At 45.3% G+C, this 16,535-nt stretch carries 19 protein-coding genes; 13 read left to right on the top strand and 6 right to left on the bottom strand.

The window, feature by feature from the left end:
- The first annotated feature begins 25 nt into the window (after nt 1-25).
- From ACE1CM_RS46795 to ndhD1, 5 genes are all read left to right on the top strand, one after another.
- Nucleotides 26-742 carry an NnrU family protein gene (locus ACE1CM_RS46795; RefSeq protein ID WP_374886479.1) on the top strand — a complete coding sequence of 239 codons (717 nt, stop codon included), beginning with the start codon at nt 26-28 and terminating at the stop codon, nt 740-742.
- 242 nt (nt 743-984) lie between these two features.
- Complete coding sequence (locus tag ACE1CM_RS46790; RefSeq protein WP_374886478.1) at nt 985-1,356, top strand: thioredoxin family protein; 372 nt, start codon at nt 985-987, stop codon at nt 1,354-1,356.
- Nucleotides 1,357-1,856: 500 nt separating this feature from the next.
- Nucleotides 1,857-3,908 (top strand): NAD(P)H-quinone oxidoreductase subunit 5, encoded by a 2,052-nt coding sequence (locus ACE1CM_RS46785; RefSeq protein ID WP_374886511.1) that lies wholly within the window; start codon nt 1,857-1,859, stop codon nt 3,906-3,908.
- Nucleotides 3,909-4,124: 216 nt separating this feature from the next.
- A complete protein-coding gene (locus ACE1CM_RS46780) occupies nt 4,125-4,547 on the top strand; it encodes a hypothetical protein (protein ID WP_374886477.1) in 423 nt (140 codons plus the stop codon).
- Nucleotides 4,548-4,608: 61 nt separating this feature from the next.
- Nucleotides 4,609-6,192, top strand: coding sequence for a photosynthetic/respiratory NAD(P)H-quinone oxidoreductase subunit D1 (ndhD1, locus tag ACE1CM_RS46775; protein ID WP_374886476.1), 1,584 nt, complete (start codon nt 4,609-4,611; stop codon nt 6,190-6,192).
- Between the two features lie 127 nt (nt 6,193-6,319).
- Here ndhD1 and ACE1CM_RS46770 read toward each other — a convergent pair whose 3' ends face one another.
- The gene (locus ACE1CM_RS46770) at nt 6,320-7,480 is read right to left on the bottom strand and encodes an RNA-guided endonuclease InsQ/TnpB family protein (RefSeq protein WP_374886475.1); all 1,161 of its coding nucleotides are present in this window, start codon (nt 7,478-7,480) and stop codon (nt 6,320-6,322) included.
- Between the two features lie 58 nt (nt 7,481-7,538).
- Between ACE1CM_RS46770 and ACE1CM_RS46765 the strand changes: the two genes are divergently transcribed.
- The gene (locus ACE1CM_RS46765) at nt 7,539-7,685 is read left to right on the top strand and encodes a CopG family transcriptional regulator (protein ID WP_374886474.1); all 147 of its coding nucleotides are present in this window, start codon (nt 7,539-7,541) and stop codon (nt 7,683-7,685) included.
- Nucleotides 7,686-7,862: 177 nt separating this feature from the next.
- Here the strand turns inward: ACE1CM_RS46765 and ACE1CM_RS46760 are convergent, their stop codons facing one another.
- From ACE1CM_RS46760 to ACE1CM_RS46740, 5 genes are all read right to left on the bottom strand, one after another.
- Complete coding sequence (locus ACE1CM_RS46760; protein WP_374886473.1) at nt 7,863-11,261, bottom strand: ATP-binding protein; 3,399 nt, start codon at nt 11,259-11,261, stop codon at nt 7,863-7,865.
- 381 nt (nt 11,262-11,642) lie between these two features.
- Complete coding sequence (locus tag ACE1CM_RS46755; RefSeq protein WP_374886472.1) at nt 11,643-11,918, bottom strand: zinc ribbon domain-containing protein; 276 nt, start codon at nt 11,916-11,918, stop codon at nt 11,643-11,645.
- Nucleotides 11,919-11,982: 64 nt separating this feature from the next.
- Nucleotides 11,983-12,279 carry a hypothetical protein gene (locus ACE1CM_RS46750; RefSeq protein WP_374886471.1) on the bottom strand — a complete coding sequence of 99 codons (297 nt, stop codon included), beginning with the start codon at nt 12,277-12,279 and terminating at the stop codon, nt 11,983-11,985.
- 105 nt (nt 12,280-12,384) lie between these two features.
- Nucleotides 12,385-13,566, bottom strand: coding sequence for an RNA-guided endonuclease InsQ/TnpB family protein (locus ACE1CM_RS46745; protein ID WP_374886470.1), 1,182 nt, complete (start codon nt 13,564-13,566; stop codon nt 12,385-12,387).
- 145 nt (nt 13,567-13,711) lie between these two features.
- Entirely contained in the window at nt 13,712-13,990 is a 279-nt protein-coding gene (locus tag ACE1CM_RS46740) for a hypothetical protein (RefSeq protein WP_374886469.1), read from the bottom strand.
- Between the two features lie 95 nt (nt 13,991-14,085).
- On the opposite strand from ACE1CM_RS46740, the gene ACE1CM_RS46735 reads away from it, so the two are divergent.
- The 7 genes from ACE1CM_RS46735 (at nt 14,086) to ACE1CM_RS46705 (ending at nt 16,395) form a co-directional block, all read left to right on the top strand.
- Nucleotides 14,086-14,346: a hypothetical protein gene (locus tag ACE1CM_RS46735; RefSeq protein ID WP_374886468.1), complete on the top strand. Its 261-nt coding sequence runs from the start codon at nt 14,086-14,088 to the stop codon at nt 14,344-14,346.
- Nucleotides 14,347-14,506: 160 nt separating this feature from the next.
- A complete protein-coding gene (locus ACE1CM_RS46730; RefSeq protein ID WP_374886467.1) occupies nt 14,507-14,713 on the top strand; it encodes a hypothetical protein in 207 nt (68 codons plus the stop codon).
- A complete protein-coding gene (locus ACE1CM_RS46725) occupies nt 14,703-14,915 on the top strand; it encodes a hypothetical protein (protein WP_374886466.1) in 213 nt (70 codons plus the stop codon). Before ACE1CM_RS46730 ends, ACE1CM_RS46725 begins: the two co-directional genes overlap by 11 nt.
- A complete protein-coding gene (locus ACE1CM_RS46720; RefSeq protein ID WP_374886465.1) occupies nt 14,905-15,282 on the top strand; it encodes a hypothetical protein in 378 nt (125 codons plus the stop codon). Before ACE1CM_RS46725 ends, ACE1CM_RS46720 begins: the two co-directional genes overlap by 11 nt.
- A 207-nt stretch (nt 15,283-15,489) precedes the next feature.
- A complete protein-coding gene (locus ACE1CM_RS46715; RefSeq protein ID WP_374886464.1) occupies nt 15,490-15,696 on the top strand; it encodes a type II toxin-antitoxin system HicB family antitoxin in 207 nt (68 codons plus the stop codon).
- A 99-nt stretch (nt 15,697-15,795) separates the two neighbouring features.
- Complete coding sequence (locus ACE1CM_RS46710) at nt 15,796-16,026, top strand: DUF433 domain-containing protein (protein WP_374886510.1); 231 nt, start codon at nt 15,796-15,798, stop codon at nt 16,024-16,026.
- Between the two features lie 6 nt (nt 16,027-16,032).
- On the top strand, nt 16,033-16,395 hold the full coding sequence (locus ACE1CM_RS46705) for a DUF5615 family PIN-like protein (RefSeq protein ID WP_374886463.1): 363 nt from the start codon (nt 16,033-16,035) through the stop codon (nt 16,393-16,395).
- The last annotated feature ends 140 nt before the right edge of the window (nt 16,396-16,535 follow it).

Below are 16,535 nucleotides of genomic sequence, written 5' to 3'. Positions count from 1 at the left end.
CCAGAGTTAAAATACTTAACCATTTATGCTAAAAATTGCTTGGCTTACTCCCAGTCACTTGACAATGCTGGGTTTATTGGTAGGGTTTGCGATCGCTCACAGCGGTTTGGCAGCGTTGCGTCCTCTGGCAGAAAAACGCATTGGCTCTAGACTGTACCGCATCTTGTTTGCCCTCGTCAGCCTGAATTTGGCTGTGGCAATGATTATTTACTTTTTCAACCATCGCTACGACGGCTTGCAACTTTGGCAAGTCCAGGGGGTTCCAGCAGTAAAACCGATCGTGTGGGTGCTATCGGCGATATCGTTTCTGTTTCTCTATCCAGCAACGTTTAACCTGCTGGAAATTGCTGCCATCGAGAAGCCCCAAGTACATTTGTACGAAACCGGCATCATCCGCATCACCAGACATCCCCAAATGGTAGGACAGCTGATTTGGTGCATCGCCCACACGCTGTGGATCGGCACTACGTTTACCTTATTAACCTCGATTGGGTTGGTATTGCACCATTTGTTTGGTGTTTGGCACGGGGATCGGCGACTGGGCGATCGCTACGGCGAAGCTTTTGCCGCCGTAAAAGCCAGAACGACGGTAATACCATTTCTGGCTATCCTGCAAGGGCGTCAAACCTTAGTTTGGAGCGAGTTTCTTCGTCCTGCCTATTTAGGTGTAGCCGTTTTCGTCGGTGCGCTGTGGTGGGCGCACCCGCTTTTAATCGCAGGGACCGCAAGGGTTAACTGGTAAGCAAGTGTGCGGGTGTGCGGGTGGATGCCCATAGATACATTTAAATCGGCAAAAGAAGCTCACCTGCCCCCCTGCCCCCCTGCCGAAGAAGCCCACCTGCCGAAGAAGCCCACCTGCACAAACAGACCGATCCCCGATTTGGGATCGCATATCTGTAATTCCCCTGGAGCATATGATCCCGAATCGATGTAGCATGATCCCTAGTCGATAATAAAACTCTATAAAACTTGGCTTGAGGGATCATGGTACTGTCGGTGACGGAACGGACTTTTACACAAGAAGTATTAGAATCTCCCATCCCGGTGCTGGTTCATTTTTGGGCGCCTTGGTGTGGTCTTTGCCATCTGATCAACCCCCAATTGCAAAAATTTCAACCACAATGGGGCCCAAATGTCAAATTAGTCGGAATTAACGCGGATAGCAATTTCAAGTTGGCGAATGCCTATCACTTGACATCGCTACCAACGTTAATTTTGTTTGAAGACGGACAGATCTTGCATCGGCAGGAAAACTTCCGAGGGCGGGATGATGTCTGGCAAGCTCTCCAATCGATTTCGCTCACCTGTGCAACTTCACGGGTGCGATCGCGCCAATATCAAACCCATTCGGCCTAAAGAAGCTAGCGAATCCGATTTAATCCTTAACAAACCCACCCCGACCAATCGGGGTGGGTTATTAATCTAATTAGTTGACGATAAGCTATGTGTGTCACAATTGTTTACAGACTGGGACGCTCTCATCTCCGTGTCAATAGAGCTGGCGAGTGCCCAAGTCCAGCAAACGATTGTCGAGAATACTAAAGTAGGCATCAGTCACTGACCCCGTGCCTTTAGGCACGGGGCTTGTTCAAACCAATTTGAACGACGCAAGCAGCGACTACCGCAATTAGACTCAGCCCGGTACAGACTTCCGAATACTTCCCTAGTTCGGACTATCTCTAAGCCTGATTGGTGCAGGCGCTTTAAGAAAGGACATCTTGGTTGGGTTGCGGGAAGGGACATAAAACAAGTTTGCTGGTTCTTGCCCTTATCGGGATTTAAAAACCAGCTTCCCTGCTGGGAAACAAGGTAAAGCCGCCCTTGAAGGGCGGGGTTTCAAACCCAATTTTCTGATGATGGAAGCAATCTATCAGTATGCTTGGCTGATACCAGTTCTACCCCTAGCGGGGGCGATGCTAGTCGGCCTGGGGCTGATTTCATTCAACAAGTTTACCAACCAGCTACGGCAGTTAAACGCCGTCTTTATTGTCTCCCTGCTGGGGGCAGCGATGTTTCTCTCCTTCGCGCTGCTGTGGAGTCAATTTCAAGGACACGCGCCCTATAGCTATTACCTGGATTGGGCGGCTGCTGGGAATTTCCACCTCAAGATGGGCTTTACCATCGACCACCTAACGGCAGTCATGCTAGCGATCGTCACAACGGTCGCATTTTTAGTCATGATCTACACCGACGGCTACATGTCGCACGATCCTGGCTACGTGCGCTTCTACGCCTACTTGAGCTTGTTTAGCTCGTCGATGTTGGGTCTGGTGGTAAGTCCCAATCTAGTCCAAATTTACATTTTCTGGGAACTGGTCGGCATGTGTTCCTACTTGCTGATCGGATTCTGGTACGATCGCAAGGCGGCAGCCGATGCTTGTCAAAAAGCTTTCGTCACTAACCGCGTCGGTGACTTTGGCTTGCTGTTGGGGATGTTAGGCATTTATTGGGCCACCGGCAGCTTCGAGTTTGACGTCATGGGCGAAAGGCTGCAATCTTTGGTTGAATCCGGATTGCTTTCCGGTGCTTTGGCAGCGCTGTTTGCCGTGTTAGTCTTTATGGGGCCAGTAGCCAAATCTGCTCAAGTACCGTTGCACGTGTGGCTACCCGATGCAATGGAAGGTCCCACACCAATTTCAGCATTAATTCACGCCGCGACAATGGTGGCAGCTGGGGTATTTCTAATCGCGCGCATGTACCCCGTGTTTGAAGAAATCCCCACCGCGATGACTACGATCGCTTGGACGGGGGCTGCAACCGCATTTGTGGGCGCCACTACCGCGATTACGCAAAACGACATCAAAAAAGGCTTGGCCTACTCTACCATGTCCCAGCTGGGTTACATGGTAATGGCTATGGGCGTCGGTGCTTACACCGCTGGGTTGTTCCACCTGATGACCCACGCTTATTTTAAAGCCATGTTGTTCCTTGGCTCCGGCTCAGTGATTCACGGCATGGAAGGCGTCGTAGGACACGATCCGGTTTTGGCTCAAGATATGCGAATGATGGGCGGACTGCGTAAGTATATGCCCTTTACCGCAATTACCTTTTTGATTGGCACAATTGCCATCTGCGGGATTCCCCCGTTTGCCGGTTTCTGGTCAAAAGACGAAATCTTGGGCAGCACCTTCGCTGCAAATCCAGTTTTGTGGGCAATCGGCTGGATTACCGCCGGAATCACGGCGTTTTACATGTTCCGGATGTATTTCACCACCTTTGAAGGCGAATTCCGGGGCAACGATAATCAAGTTCGTCAAGAAGTCCTGGGCTTCAATTTTGGCCCTGGGGCAATGGATACCCGTGAAAAGGCGGCGATCGCTCTCGAACATGATAGCCACGACGGTCACGGTCACGCCCACGAACCCCACGAATCCCCCATCACGATGGTACTGCCGTTGGTGATACTGGCGATTCCTTCGATGCTGATCGGTTTTGTGGGAACTCCGTTTGCCAATTATTTTGAAGCGTTTGTCCACGCGCCTGGGGAACATTTTGACATGGTTGAAGCTGCGGCAGAGTTTAATCTGCCCGAATTCGCAGTCATGGCAGGTAGTTCGGTAGGGATATCTTTGCTCGGAATTACTTTGGCTTCGCTGATGTATCTCAGTCGCAAGATAGATGCGAAAGCGATCGCTGCTAAAATAACCTCGCTCTACAAGCTATCCAAAAACAAATGGTACTTTGACGAAATCTACGATTCGTTATTCGTTCAAGGTAGCCGCCGTTTAGCACGACAAGTGATGGAAGTAGACCTGAAAGTCGTTGATGGCGTCGTCAACATTACGGGTTTACTCACCCTCCTCAGTGGTGAAGGTCTGAAATACTTTGAAACAGGTCGCGCCCAATTCTACGCCCTGATCGTGTTTGCAGCGGTGTTGGTAGGTGCGATTGTCTTTGGAGTGACTTGAAGATCTTTCGTTAGAAGGGCACGGCAATCTTCAGATCGCCTGCTGTGAAGTCTTTGCTGATCGATGCCGTGACCCTACAGCGATGGTCAAATTCACGCCTGGTGAGGGCACGGCAATCTCCAGATCGCAGGCTGTGAAGACTTTGGTTATCGATGCCTTGCCCCTACAGTGTTCGTCAGATTCACGCCGGGGGGCAAGGCATTATAAATCTTGGCTGTGAAGACTTTGGTTATCGATGCCTTGCCCCTACAGTCAACGATCCACGGGCGATCGCTTATTTTGTACCACCGCAACAATGTTGTTTTCACATCCATCCACGGGGGTAGGGGCACGGCATCAATAACCTTTGTCGTCATAGCCAAGATATTTATATTGCTGTGCTACTACAGTCTGCGATCGCCGATGATACAGAATCTTTCTCCAAAATCTGATTTTAACCAGATGCGGGCTCGCATCAACCGCAACCCCAAAGTAAAGATTTATCTACTTGCCCTCGACGATAAAAAACAGCTACAAATATTCAAATTCCTAGATATTACCCCGCTTCGCCATACCCTACAACCCAAAAACTACACCCGCGATTTGTTAAGTAAGTCTAAATCAGGATGGCTTTCGGCGAAAAGTAAAGTTTATTCATAATAGGGGCTGCTATAACTGTACTGCTCCTTTAGCAAAAGTTAATGTTTAGGTATCTCGATTTATGCCTTGGCTGACGACGATAATCTTATTTCCCATCGTGGCGTCGCTGCTGATACCGTTCATTCCCGACAAGGAAGGTAAAGGCAGACCGATTCGCTGGTTCGCTCTAGTTATCGGGCTGATCGACTTTGCCCTGATAGTCTACGCTTTTTATACTCAGTACGACCTGTCTTACCCAGGCTTGCAGTTGGTAGAAAGCTACCCCTGGATACCCCAAATCGGTTTGAATTGGTCGGTAGGGGCAGATGGACTTTCCATGCCGCTGGTAATCTTAACAGGCTTTATTACCACGTTGGCGACTTTAGCAGCTTGGCCTGTGACTTGGAAGCCCCGTCTGTTTTACTTTTTGCTGCTGGCGATGTACGGCGGTCAAATTGCCGTGTTCGCCGTCCAGGATATGCTGTTGTTCTTCCTGGTGTGGGAACTGGAGTTAATTCCGGTATACCTGCTGCTGGCAATTTGGGGCGGTAAGAAGCGGCAATATGCGGCAACCAAGTTTATTCTGTATACCGCGGGTGGTTCGCTGTTTATTTTGGTCGCATCGCTGGCAATGGCATTTTACGGCGATAGCGTGACGTTTGATATGCGGGCGATCGCTGCCAAAGATATGGCTGTGAATTTCCAACTCTGGATGTACGCCGCCTTCTTTATCGCCTACGCCGTCAAGCTTCCGATCATCCCCTTCCATACCTGGCTACCCGACGCCCACGGCGAAGCTACCGCGCCAGTACACATGTTGCTGGCTGGTATTCTGCTAAAAATGGGCGGATATGCCTATATTCGGATGAATGCCGGGATGTTACCCGATGCCCACGCAGTTGTCGCCCCCGCTTTAGTGATATTCGGGGTGGTGAATATTGTCTACGCCGCGCTTACCTCATTCGCCCAGCGAAACCTCAAGCGCAAGATTGCTTACTCTTCAATTTCCCACATGGGATTTGTGATTATTGGGATTGCCTCGTTTACCGATTTAGGTTTAAGTGGTGCTGTCCTGCAAATGGTTTCCCACGGGTTAATTGGGGCAAGTTTGTTCTTCTTGGTAGGGGCAACTTATGACCGCACTCACACCCTGATGCTCGATGAAATGGGTGGAGTTGGCAAGCGCATGGGCAAGATGTTCTCGATGTGGACAGCTTGTTCTCTCGCATCTCTAGCCTTGCCCGGAATGAGCGGTTTTGTGGCAGAGTTGATGGTGTTCGTCGGCTTTGCTCAAAGCGATGCCTATAACCCCACGTTCAAGGCATTAGTAATTTTACTGGCAGCAGTTGGTGTAATTTTGACACCAATATACTTACTCTCCATGCTGCGGGAGATCTGTTACGGCCCTGAAAACAAAGAATTGGTGGAACACCAAGCTTTGATCGATGCCGAACCGCGCGAGGTATTTATTATTGCCTGCTTGTTGGTGCCGATTATCGGGATTGGGTTGTATCCTAAGATTTTGACTCAGGTGTACGATGCGACGACTGTGCAACTGACGGAGAGATTGCGGGAATCGGTGCCTGCGATCGCACAGAAACAGCAAATGCCTGAAACACCTTTGGCTTTGCAACCATTTATTGGTGCGCCATCGATCGGTAAATAAAATGTCGCACACCAATATGCCGAACGCCTGAAGGCGCGGCTATACAAACGAAGCCCCTCTTCAGGGGCTTTTTTGTTGGCTATTGTTCAGTTTGACATACTCCCCGGCGTGAACGCACGGGGATTCTTTACGCTTCATCGACTGACGCTACCGAGGTAGTCTTACTCTGTCTCGACGTACATTTAAGGTCGTGCCGATGCCCCATGCCGACCATTTTTATATTTACTGAGGCGTTCTGATCGCGGTCGTGTTCTGCACCGCAATTCAAACACACTACCCGTCTCACGGACAAATCCAACTTGCCCCAACGATACCCACAGCAAGAGCAAGTTTGGCTCGTACGTTCCCATCTGCTAATTACTCTGAAATTCCGGTTAAGTTTTTCAGATTTTGCCTCAACCAAGGTTCTGAATTCCCTCCAACCTTGCAGACTAATCGCTCTAGATAGTTTACGGTTTTTGACCATCCCTGACACATTCAAATCCTCTAAGACGATAGTTTGGTTTTCACTAACAATCTTGGTAGACAGTTTGTGCAAGAAATCTTTACGAGTATCCGCAATTTGGTTATGCAATTTTGCTATTTGAATCTTGGTCTTGCTTCTACGATTTGACCCGTTTGACTGACGCGCTAGCTTCTTCTGAAGCTTGCGAATTCTACGGTCTATCGCTTCATAGCAGGGGCTAAAGGCTTTTTCCCCGTTACTCATCACGGCAAAAGTTTTAATCCCTAAATCAATTCCGATGCTCATGTGTTTAGCGTCGAGTTGAACAGGTTCTACTTCTACTACGAAGCTTAGGAAATAGCGATTAGCACAATCCTTAATGATAGTTACCGAGCTAGGGTCAGATGGTAACTCTCTAGACCAAATCGGTTTTACAATCCCAATCTTGGCTAGATACACGCCATCACCCTTTAACGAGAATCCCCCACGAGTGAGCCTTGCTGACTGGCTAGAAGTGCGCTTCTTGAATTTAGGATAGCCAACTTTTTGCCCTTTTCGTTTGCCTTTACAGGAATCGATAAAGTTCTTGAAAGCTGCTTCTAAATCAGCTACCGACTGTTGCAGGGGTATATTTGATACTTCACTAAGCCAAGCTCTTTCCTCGGTCTTTTTAGCCTGAGTAATAACCAGCTTCTGAAGTTCAGCCGATTTGGGTTTCTTCTCGGATTGTTTACAGATTGCTAAGGCATCATTCCAGACTACTCGCACACAACCAAACAACCGAGCTAGGCTCTGTTTCTGTTGGTCTGTTGGATAAAATCTGTACTGATATCTTGCTTTCAACTGTTTGTCCTCCTAAATCTATTATAGTAGACGTATATCTATTTGACAGCACAAATTTATGAAAACTGAGAAAATATTTTTGAGAGTTACTCCATACGAAAAACAGCAGCTTATAGAGGAAGCTGCTAGGCGTGGTATGACACAATCAGAGCTGATTAGGAGTTTAATAGCTCGTTTCCCTGAACCACATAAAAAGCCGTCCTAGAAGGACGGGGCTTGTATCCCATTATTTCGGTCAAGGTTTCAGAGATTTTAACTTCCCCTAGTAGAGGGGAAGTTCAGGTTAAATAAACCCCCCCACCCGACGATAAATCCCTAATTGACAGGCGTGCAAGATCTCAGAGCGATCGCACTTAACTAAAAGCAATTAGGCATTATAGCCCTATTTCTCAGTCAAAGCTTCCACCCCCGACCACCCCTCCGGTACTCCATACATTCGATACTTGCGAGAACGTTTAAAATACAGCATTGCTACTTGATCTTCAGGATTAATTTGTAAAATATTCTCAAATATTTTCTGTGATGCCACAAATTTTTGTTGATAGTACAAATCTAAACCTTCTTGAAAAATCTCCAAAGTTTGCTGTTTGAGTTTGATGATTTCCTCTGTTTCTGTATCGTAAATTTCAAACACCGAGACAGCCGCTGTTTTCCCTTTCACCATCACTCGATCGACAAATCTGTATTTATATTGCTCTGGTTCAATTAGGCGAGCGATAATTGCTTCGCTAACTAGAATTCCCGCTCCGTAAACCTTCGTCAATCCTTCCAAACGAGAAGCTAAATTAACAGCATCAGCAATCACCGTACTTTCCATCCGTTCTCGTTCACCAATTGTACCCAACATTAAATTGCCCGCGTGCAAACCAATGCCGATCGAAATCGGAACCAAGCCACTATTTTGGCGGTGCTGGTTGTAGAGATTCACTGCTTTTTGCATATCAATTGCTGCCCGAAGAGCATCATCGGGACAGGTAGGAAACAGCGCCATAACTGCATCCCCAATGTATTTATCAATAAAGCCGTGATTTTTTCTAATTACAGGGCTAACTCTCCCCAAGTAGTTATTAATGAAAGCAAAATTTTCTGGCGGTGTCATTTGCTCTGAAAGCGCCGTAAAGGAACGAATATCACAAAACAGCACTGTCATATTTTTTTCTTGATTGTCACCTAATTTTACCTCAACAATACTTGGTTTTTCTAGTAAATTCAAAAAGTCGTGCGGCACAAATCTGCCGTAGGCTGCATTCAGTTTGGCGAGGCGAATTTGCGTGTTAATTCTGGCTAACAATTCCTTCTTAATAAAAGGTTTAGTTATATAATCATTGGCTTCTAAGTTAAAAGCTTCTACTAAGTCTACTGTTTGATTTTTAGCCGTCAGCATCAAAATCGGCAGTTCTAAAGGCGAGTATTTTTTGCGAATTTCTCGACACACTTCATAACCTGTCATTCGCGGCATCATTACGTCGAGTAAAATCAAGTCTGGCTTCAATCCCTCTTGAATCATAGTTAAGGCTTCTAAGCCGTTACTTGCTTGAGTTATGTCGTAGTTTTCTAGGCTCAAACTATTGATTAGTACCTGAATATTAATGGGTTCATCATCTACTATTAAAATTTTAATTTTGTCTGTTTCTTCTGATTCTCGATCGACCGCCAGCCGAGAATTTATAACAGGTAGTTGGGTGGCAGATTGAGTAGTTGCTAAATCTCGATCGCTCTTAATTAAACGCGATCTTTTGCTGCTAACTTCTGGCTGACTTTGAGATCCTGGCAAAGTAAAAGTAAATTGAGAACCAACGCCTACAGTTGAAGATACCCAAATTTTCCCTCCGTGCAATTCAACTAATTGTTTAGCAACAGCTAAACCCAAACCCGTACCGCCGTATTCTCTAGCAGTGGAACCGTCTGCTTGTTCAAAAGATTCAAAAATTTGCTCTAATTTATTTTCGGGGATGCCAATCCCAGTGTCAGATACAGTAATGGCTAATTGGGAATTTGGCATGGACGATCGATCGTTGTCTGCGAGCAATTCTGCTGAAATTTCAACTGTACCAATTTCGGTAAATTTAATCGCATTGCCGATTAAGTTGTACAGTATTTGTTCCAATCGATTTTCATCGGCTGCTATTGGTGGCAAATCCGGACTAATTGAGTTAATTAACTGCAATTTCTTTTGACCTACTAATGGTTTAGATAAGGTCAGGATTACATAGACAATTTCTCGCAATCCGACAGGCTTAATTTGCAGTTCAATAGTTTTATGTTTGAGTTGTGAAAAATATAGAATGTCGTTAATTAAAGTAGACAATCTTTTCCCAGAAGATGCAATCAAAGCTAAGTTAACATTAGTTTGCTCTGGCAATTTTCCAGTAGCACCGTCTATTAAAGATTCTGCAATGCCAATAATTCCGTTAAGGGGTGTGCGGAGTTCGTGGGAAGTATTGGCGAGAAATTCGTCTTTAAGTTTATCAAGTCGCTGCAATTCGTCATTTTTAGCTTCTAATGTGCTAAAAGATGCTTGCAGTTGTGCAGCCATGCTGTTAAAAGCTTTAGCAAGTATACCCAATTCATCAGATCGATCGAGCTTGACAGTTTGGTCAAATTGTCCTTCAGACAAAGCTTTTGCTGCATCTTTCAGTTGTAAAATAGGTTTGGTAATCCAGCGGGAAGTGATAATTCCTAAAACTGTTGCCATTCCCAAAGCTGCCAGACATAGCAACGCAGTAGTGCGACTGTTGGCATCGATTTGTTCCATAAAGTCGGATTCGGGAACGACGACGACAATCAGCCAGTCTAAGCCTTTGCCGTCTTGGAATGGCAGGACTTTTAAAAATTGTCGCTGACCGTTTATTTCAAAATTGAGTTGCTGCGAATTTCTAATTTCGTGCAAGTTTTGAAATTGAGTCGCTAAGTATTTGGCTGTAGCTTGAGTTACTGCATTGCCACTCTCTACTACTTTGAACAGTTCTTTTCGATCTTTTTGGATGCGGAACGGTTTTTCCAGGGTGGAAGTTGCTAACAGCGTGCCATTTCTTTCGATAATAAATGTCTGTCCGGATTTGCCAATTTTGAGGCTGTTTAAAAATCTACCGATACCGTCTAGGCGCAAGGCAGAAACTAATACTCCTTCTAGTTGGTTTCGATCGTACACTGGTTGAAGAGCGCTAAGTATTAATGTTGGTTCTAGAAACGAGATATAAACTGAACTCCAAGTTGCTTTGCCTGCTTTTGCTGCATTTGTGTAGGAAGTGTGTTGCCGCATATCAAATTTTTTAACATTGGTTGCTACTCTGGTGGTGCGATCGCCTGTATCGTTAGTATTGAAAGAATAGAAATCAAAACCAGTAGACGGGTAGGCTTGGTTAATCAATAAAGTGCCGTCTGACATCTGTTCTCCGGCGCGATATTCTCCATCCTTGTTGCCGACCCCTGTAAAATTAATATTAGGATATAGCTGTACTTGCCGCCAGAGATATTTCTCCCAAGTTGACAAGTCTTTCATATTCAAAAGACCCAATTTTACTGCATCCAGCTTGGTTTGATTGATTTGGTGGGGAGTTTCCACATAAGTTTTCACATTTTGCTCGATGCGATTGCTAACTTCGCTCATCAACTGGCTGGCAAGATCGTTAACAGCCTTTTGACCATTCCTAAATGATAAATACCCCACCAGCCCCACTGCTGCAAATATTTGTAGGATAAAGGGAACTATCAGAACAGTTCGCAGGTTAACTTTTCCAGAAAGTTTGGCAGTTAAACGGTTTATAGAAAGAGTTGACATAGCAGTAATTTAGCCTGAAATAACCAGTTTGTACTCATATCAAAGCTGCACCGCCATCAACTGCTGAAACAGTTGTACACTAAATGTATTATGACTTAGGCAAAGCAGTAAAAACAGGAAAGAAAGTAAAAACTTTTGTTGCTAGCTGTCTTAATACTACTTTTGACACTTGTTGATCGCAGTGAAATAGGCTATAGTAGCCCTAAATCATTTGTGAATTTCTTACTCCCTCCCCTTAATAAGGGTCGGGTTGGGGTGGGGTAAAAAACTTTACGACTCTGATGTTGCGTTGATCTCCACAAGTTTACCTTGATACTGCTCCGAAAAACTTACCCAAACCTAGTTAAACTTGTTAACTAGACGCGGAATTTTCTTCCTGCATCAACCAAGGGTGTCAGCACCTTCTTGTCCGCAGGCGTTAAGTTTAGGTCGAGCCGACCTTACTTTTTCTTCAGGGGCCGCTTCCAAATTAATTGAGGCATTCAAATCCCTGTCCATCACGTTGTCACAATTTTGGCAATCAAACACTCTATCCCTTGGCTTCATTTCCTGAACGTGACCGCAACAAGAACAGGTTTTAGACGAAGGAAACCATCGGTCTACTAACTCAACTGACGTACCGTAATGGCTTTGCTTGTAAACCAATTGACGACGCACCTCATAAAGGTTAAATATACAGCGATCAACTCAAGCTTGCGCTTTCCGCCCATTCCGATGTCCTCTAATTATCTTTTTTGGGTGGTTTTCGAGAGATAGAAGCAAGTTCAGCAGGATTCAGCGGCAGACAGCGACCCAGCTTGGTTAGCTCCAAGTAAGTAGGGGCATCGGCTTCTGCGATCAATTCTGCCAAGCGTGGCGCACAAATGCCAGAATCCTTAGCTAGTTGTTCTACATCGAACAGAGACAGTACTTGGGCAAGCGTCCTCTGTTTATATCTTTGTTTCAATCCTTCTTGGATTAGAAGACGAACTTCTTGAGACAGAGAATTACCAGAATTTTGGGTTTCTTGTTCGAGCAAGTTTCTTAGGTCGCCTACATCTACTGCTATGCGCTCTCTGCCTACTTTTTGACAACTCCCCTGCCTGAAGTCGAGAGGATTGTTGGTTCATCGGGATAACTCATGCTACTTGCCCTCCCCAAAATTCACTGCGATGTGCCCCACCGCTGTATATCCACGTTGCAAAACAACTTGCGCTGCTGCTACATCTCGATTCGTTTCATATCCACATTCAGGACATTTATGCATCCGTTGAGACAGTTCTTTTTTGCCTGTATGAGATTGGCATCTTGGGCATGTCTGGCTAGTGCCATTGGCATCAACTTTGGCGAAATATGCACCGCGCTTAAAACAAACATGTCCCAAAATATTAAGGAACTGCCCAAAACCAGCATCAAGAGTGTGCTTACACAACATTCCGGCTGACATCGCTTTGAGATTCAAATCCTCAGCAAATATCATCTGCCCTTGGTCGCATAGGTAATGAGCGGTCTTAAAGTGAAAGTCCTTGCGTGAATTCGAGATGTATTCGTGGTGCAAGGCAATCCGACTGTGCAATTGACGATACTTCCTAGAGCCTATGAGCTTACGCTTCAGTTGACGTTGCAGCAATTTCAGCTTGCGTTGTCCATCCACAAAGAATCGAGGTCTATCAATCAACTCCCCATCAGAAGTTGCCAAAAAGTGTTCTAGACCCAAATCAATCCCTAGTCCACGACCCGATGGTAAAGGTTGAGGCAGATCAACCTCTAATGCTAATGAGAGCATGGCATAGTAACCAGAAGCTCGCTTAACAATGCGGATTTGCTTCACTTCAAACCCTTGTGGAATGGGGCGTGATAAGTGCATTTTCACCCAGCCAATCTTAGGGAGATTGACCTCGTGATTTCGATCAAACTTCCTAACAACTTCCTGATTCAACTGCGGAAACACGAAGGAGCGCATCCGTTTTTTGAATCTAGGAAAACCATGTCCTCTTTCCCACATCGCCACAAATGCCGCTTCTAATTGCCGCAAGACTTGCTGCAACACATGAGTGTGAGGCAGTTTGAGGAAGGGATTTGACTTCTTAGCCTCAGCCAATGACTTGCACTGAGTATAAAAGGTTGGTCTAGGCGCATCAGCAGGAATGATATATTCCTGCCTGATACTGCAAGCATTGATATCGCACTTACGAGAATTAACCCAGTCCTTTCGTTCGCGCAATGCATAGTTGTAGACCTGCCGACAAATACTGAGCCAAAGATCAAAGGTTTCGCGTTGCGCGTCTGTGGGAATGAGTTTGTACTCGTAGGTTAGATTCAGCATACAAGCATTATATCAACCGCCTGAATAAATGAGTATGTGTTTATTCAAAATCCTCAAGGACAGCGTCAAGTTGGAAAAAGCCGTCCTAGAAGAACGGGGCTTGTATCCCATTTTTTTCGGTCAGGTATGCGATCGCATCTTGAAATCACTCTTGCGGTTTTTGTTGAGCTTTCTGTTGTTCGTTTTGCTCTTGCTGTACGCTCTGAACAACCAGATATTCCACCAGGTTAGCCACCGTCCTTAGTTCTCGGTCAGCGCGCTCTACTAGATACTTGTATATCTCTTCAGAAAAATAAACTGTTACACGGGGTCTAGCCACAGCAGAGTTGCATGATGTTGCGTTGATCTCCACAAGTTTACCTTGATACTCTACTTCTACCCATTTTACCTCATATACTCCTATTGCACTATTTACGTTAAACATCTACTATTGCATTAGCAAGCAAAAACCAAACCCCCACCGCTACTGACGCCAATCAAGACACGATGGGGGCTTGGACTCCTACGGAGCAAAATTCTATGATATCAACACCGCAGCCCGTCCCGGAACTAATCAAAGCCACAAGTTTGAATGACCCAGAAGGCAGGCAACCGATCCGCTTGCTTGCTTGTGGCGTTCCACTGGGGATAGAAAGCGTCATTCATCAACTGCACGTAGTGCGTTTTGCAGAGGTTGGCGAATGGAGTCCACCGTTACCTTCGCCGGTTCAGGGTGAAGTGATTCGGATTTTGACTCGCTATTTTACCCGTTCAGGACTGACGCAACGCCTCTATTTTTAGGTTGCGTTAAGTGATGAAAGCAGAGCGATCGCATTAGGTTAGAGCTAGTGCGATCGCTTTCTGGCAAGGATACTGCCTACCCATTTCAATTTGTCATGCTACTATAGCACAATATTTTATACTATACAATATAGTAAGGCAAAATAAAGGAGATAAAATCTTGATAGAACTGGAGGCGAGAGAGTTAGTGGGCGGAAAACGTAAACTTGAGTTGATAGCGGTGTACATAACCAAAGAAAAGAAAGTGGCTTTAGAGGAATGGGCAGCCTCAGAAGAGCGATCGGTTTCTTGGATAGTCGCTAAGCTGATTGATAAAGCCCTCAGCGCCCGCCAACAGCAGCAGGAAGGTGCGGATAATGACAATTGACGCACATGGCTATCTTGAAGATCCGGAAGATGAAATCCGGCGCATGGGAAAGCCTCAAACCGAACCTGTTGTGGCGGGTACAAGAAAAAAAGCAGTTGAGCGCTGCTTACAAGCAGCAAAAGGACGACAGCTACTCGCAGTTCAACATTTCCAGGGGAACATTTGGCAGTGTATTTTTCCAGGAGGCGAAAATGAAGACTAAAGGCGCTATTGTTTGGAACTATAAAGAGGGTTGGACTTCGACCGAACTCGAAATTCCTACACCGGGACAAATTGCAATCTTCATTGATTATCCTGATGACGATCTGAATATGCCAATCGTTGAGCCAGAAGTAGAAGAAATCCTGTCCAGTTTAGGCTATATAGGTGAGGGACGCTATATAGGAGAAAACGATATTATCAATCCATTAGAAACAAAAAGTGTCACCTATGTAGGAGCATTTTATATTGAGGATATGAGTCAACATCTGAGCATTTTAAATCAAACAAAAATTCCTCTGGAATGGTTTTATACTTTAAATTCAGAGGGGAATATTGCTCCTGTCAGAAATAACACTGTTCCCGCGTAAATTATAGAAGAGCGATCGCACCTGTAATTGAAAGGTAATAGAGGATGCGATCGCACTCTTAATTGGTAGCTGGTAAAGTGCTTCGCACCTTGCTAATTCTATTTAGCCGCCAGCACTAACTTGCAGTGAGTCTAGGAAGGGCTAAGTCATGGTGAGGGGGATGTGTTAAACTAAGAAAAGGAAAAAATAAAATCAATATTGTTAAGAATGCCTCGAACTTTTACAGCAATCGTTTATTGGGAAGAAGATGTATATGTGGCAGAATGTCCTGAAGTAGGGACGGCTAGCCAGGGAGAAACGATTGAAGAAGCGATCGCTAATCTCAAAGAAGCAACAGAACTCTATTTAGAAGAATTCCCTTTGCCTAAAACTTCTCCTCGTATGTTAACTACATTCGAGGTGTTGAGCGCCTAGACTACCACGAGTCAGTAGTGCGGAAGCTATACTTACTTTAGAAAGCTTAAGGTTTATTGAAATTTAGGATAGACTTGGAGAAACTTGACGGTGAAAAAAATGGAAACCTGGCAAGAAAGTATTAGCATTGACTCCAAGGTTTGCCACGGGAAACCTTGCATTAAAGGAACGCGCATCATGGTTTCAGTTATCCTTGATAACCTAGCAGAAGGACTGACGCCGGAAGAAATAGTGGCAGAATATCCACCATTGACTTTAGCAAATGTTTTAGCAGCGATCGCTTATGCTGCTGCACTGACGAGAGAAGAAGAATTGTTGCCGCTTAGATAGATTGCAATGCTGGTTAAATTGGATGAAAATTTGAGTAGCACCCACGCCGAGTTTCTGCGACAGGCTGGTTACGATTGCGATCGGGTTACTGACGAAGGATTATCGGGTGCAGATGACGAGGTTGTATGGCAACAGGCTTGTGCTGAGGGGCGTTTTTTTATCACCCTTGACTTAGATTTTTCCGATGTTCGCCGTTTTCCACCAGGAAGTCATCCCGGTATCTTATTGTTGCGTCCCCGTAGTCGTAGCCGTCAGGCGGTGCTAAATCTTCTTTCTCGTGTTTTGAGCGAACAACCATTAGAAAGTCTGCAAGGTTGTTTAGTAGTTGCAGATGAAATACAGACCAGAATTCGTCGTCCACCAGTCTGAGTTTGAGTAGTTGGGTAAGTAAATGAGTTGAGCGATCGCATTCTTATTTTATACAAACATGCTCTGGCAAAATTTAATTTTTGTACATTCGTGAAAATTCGTAAAATATTATTAGATTAAAATACGAAATATTTTTGACG

It is taken from the genome of Microseira sp. BLCC-F43, from assembly GCF_041929235.1.
GTDB lineage: Bacteria > Cyanobacteriota > Cyanobacteriia > Cyanobacteriales > Aerosakkonemataceae > Microseira.
This window is presented reverse-complemented; position numbering and strand designations above follow the sequence as displayed.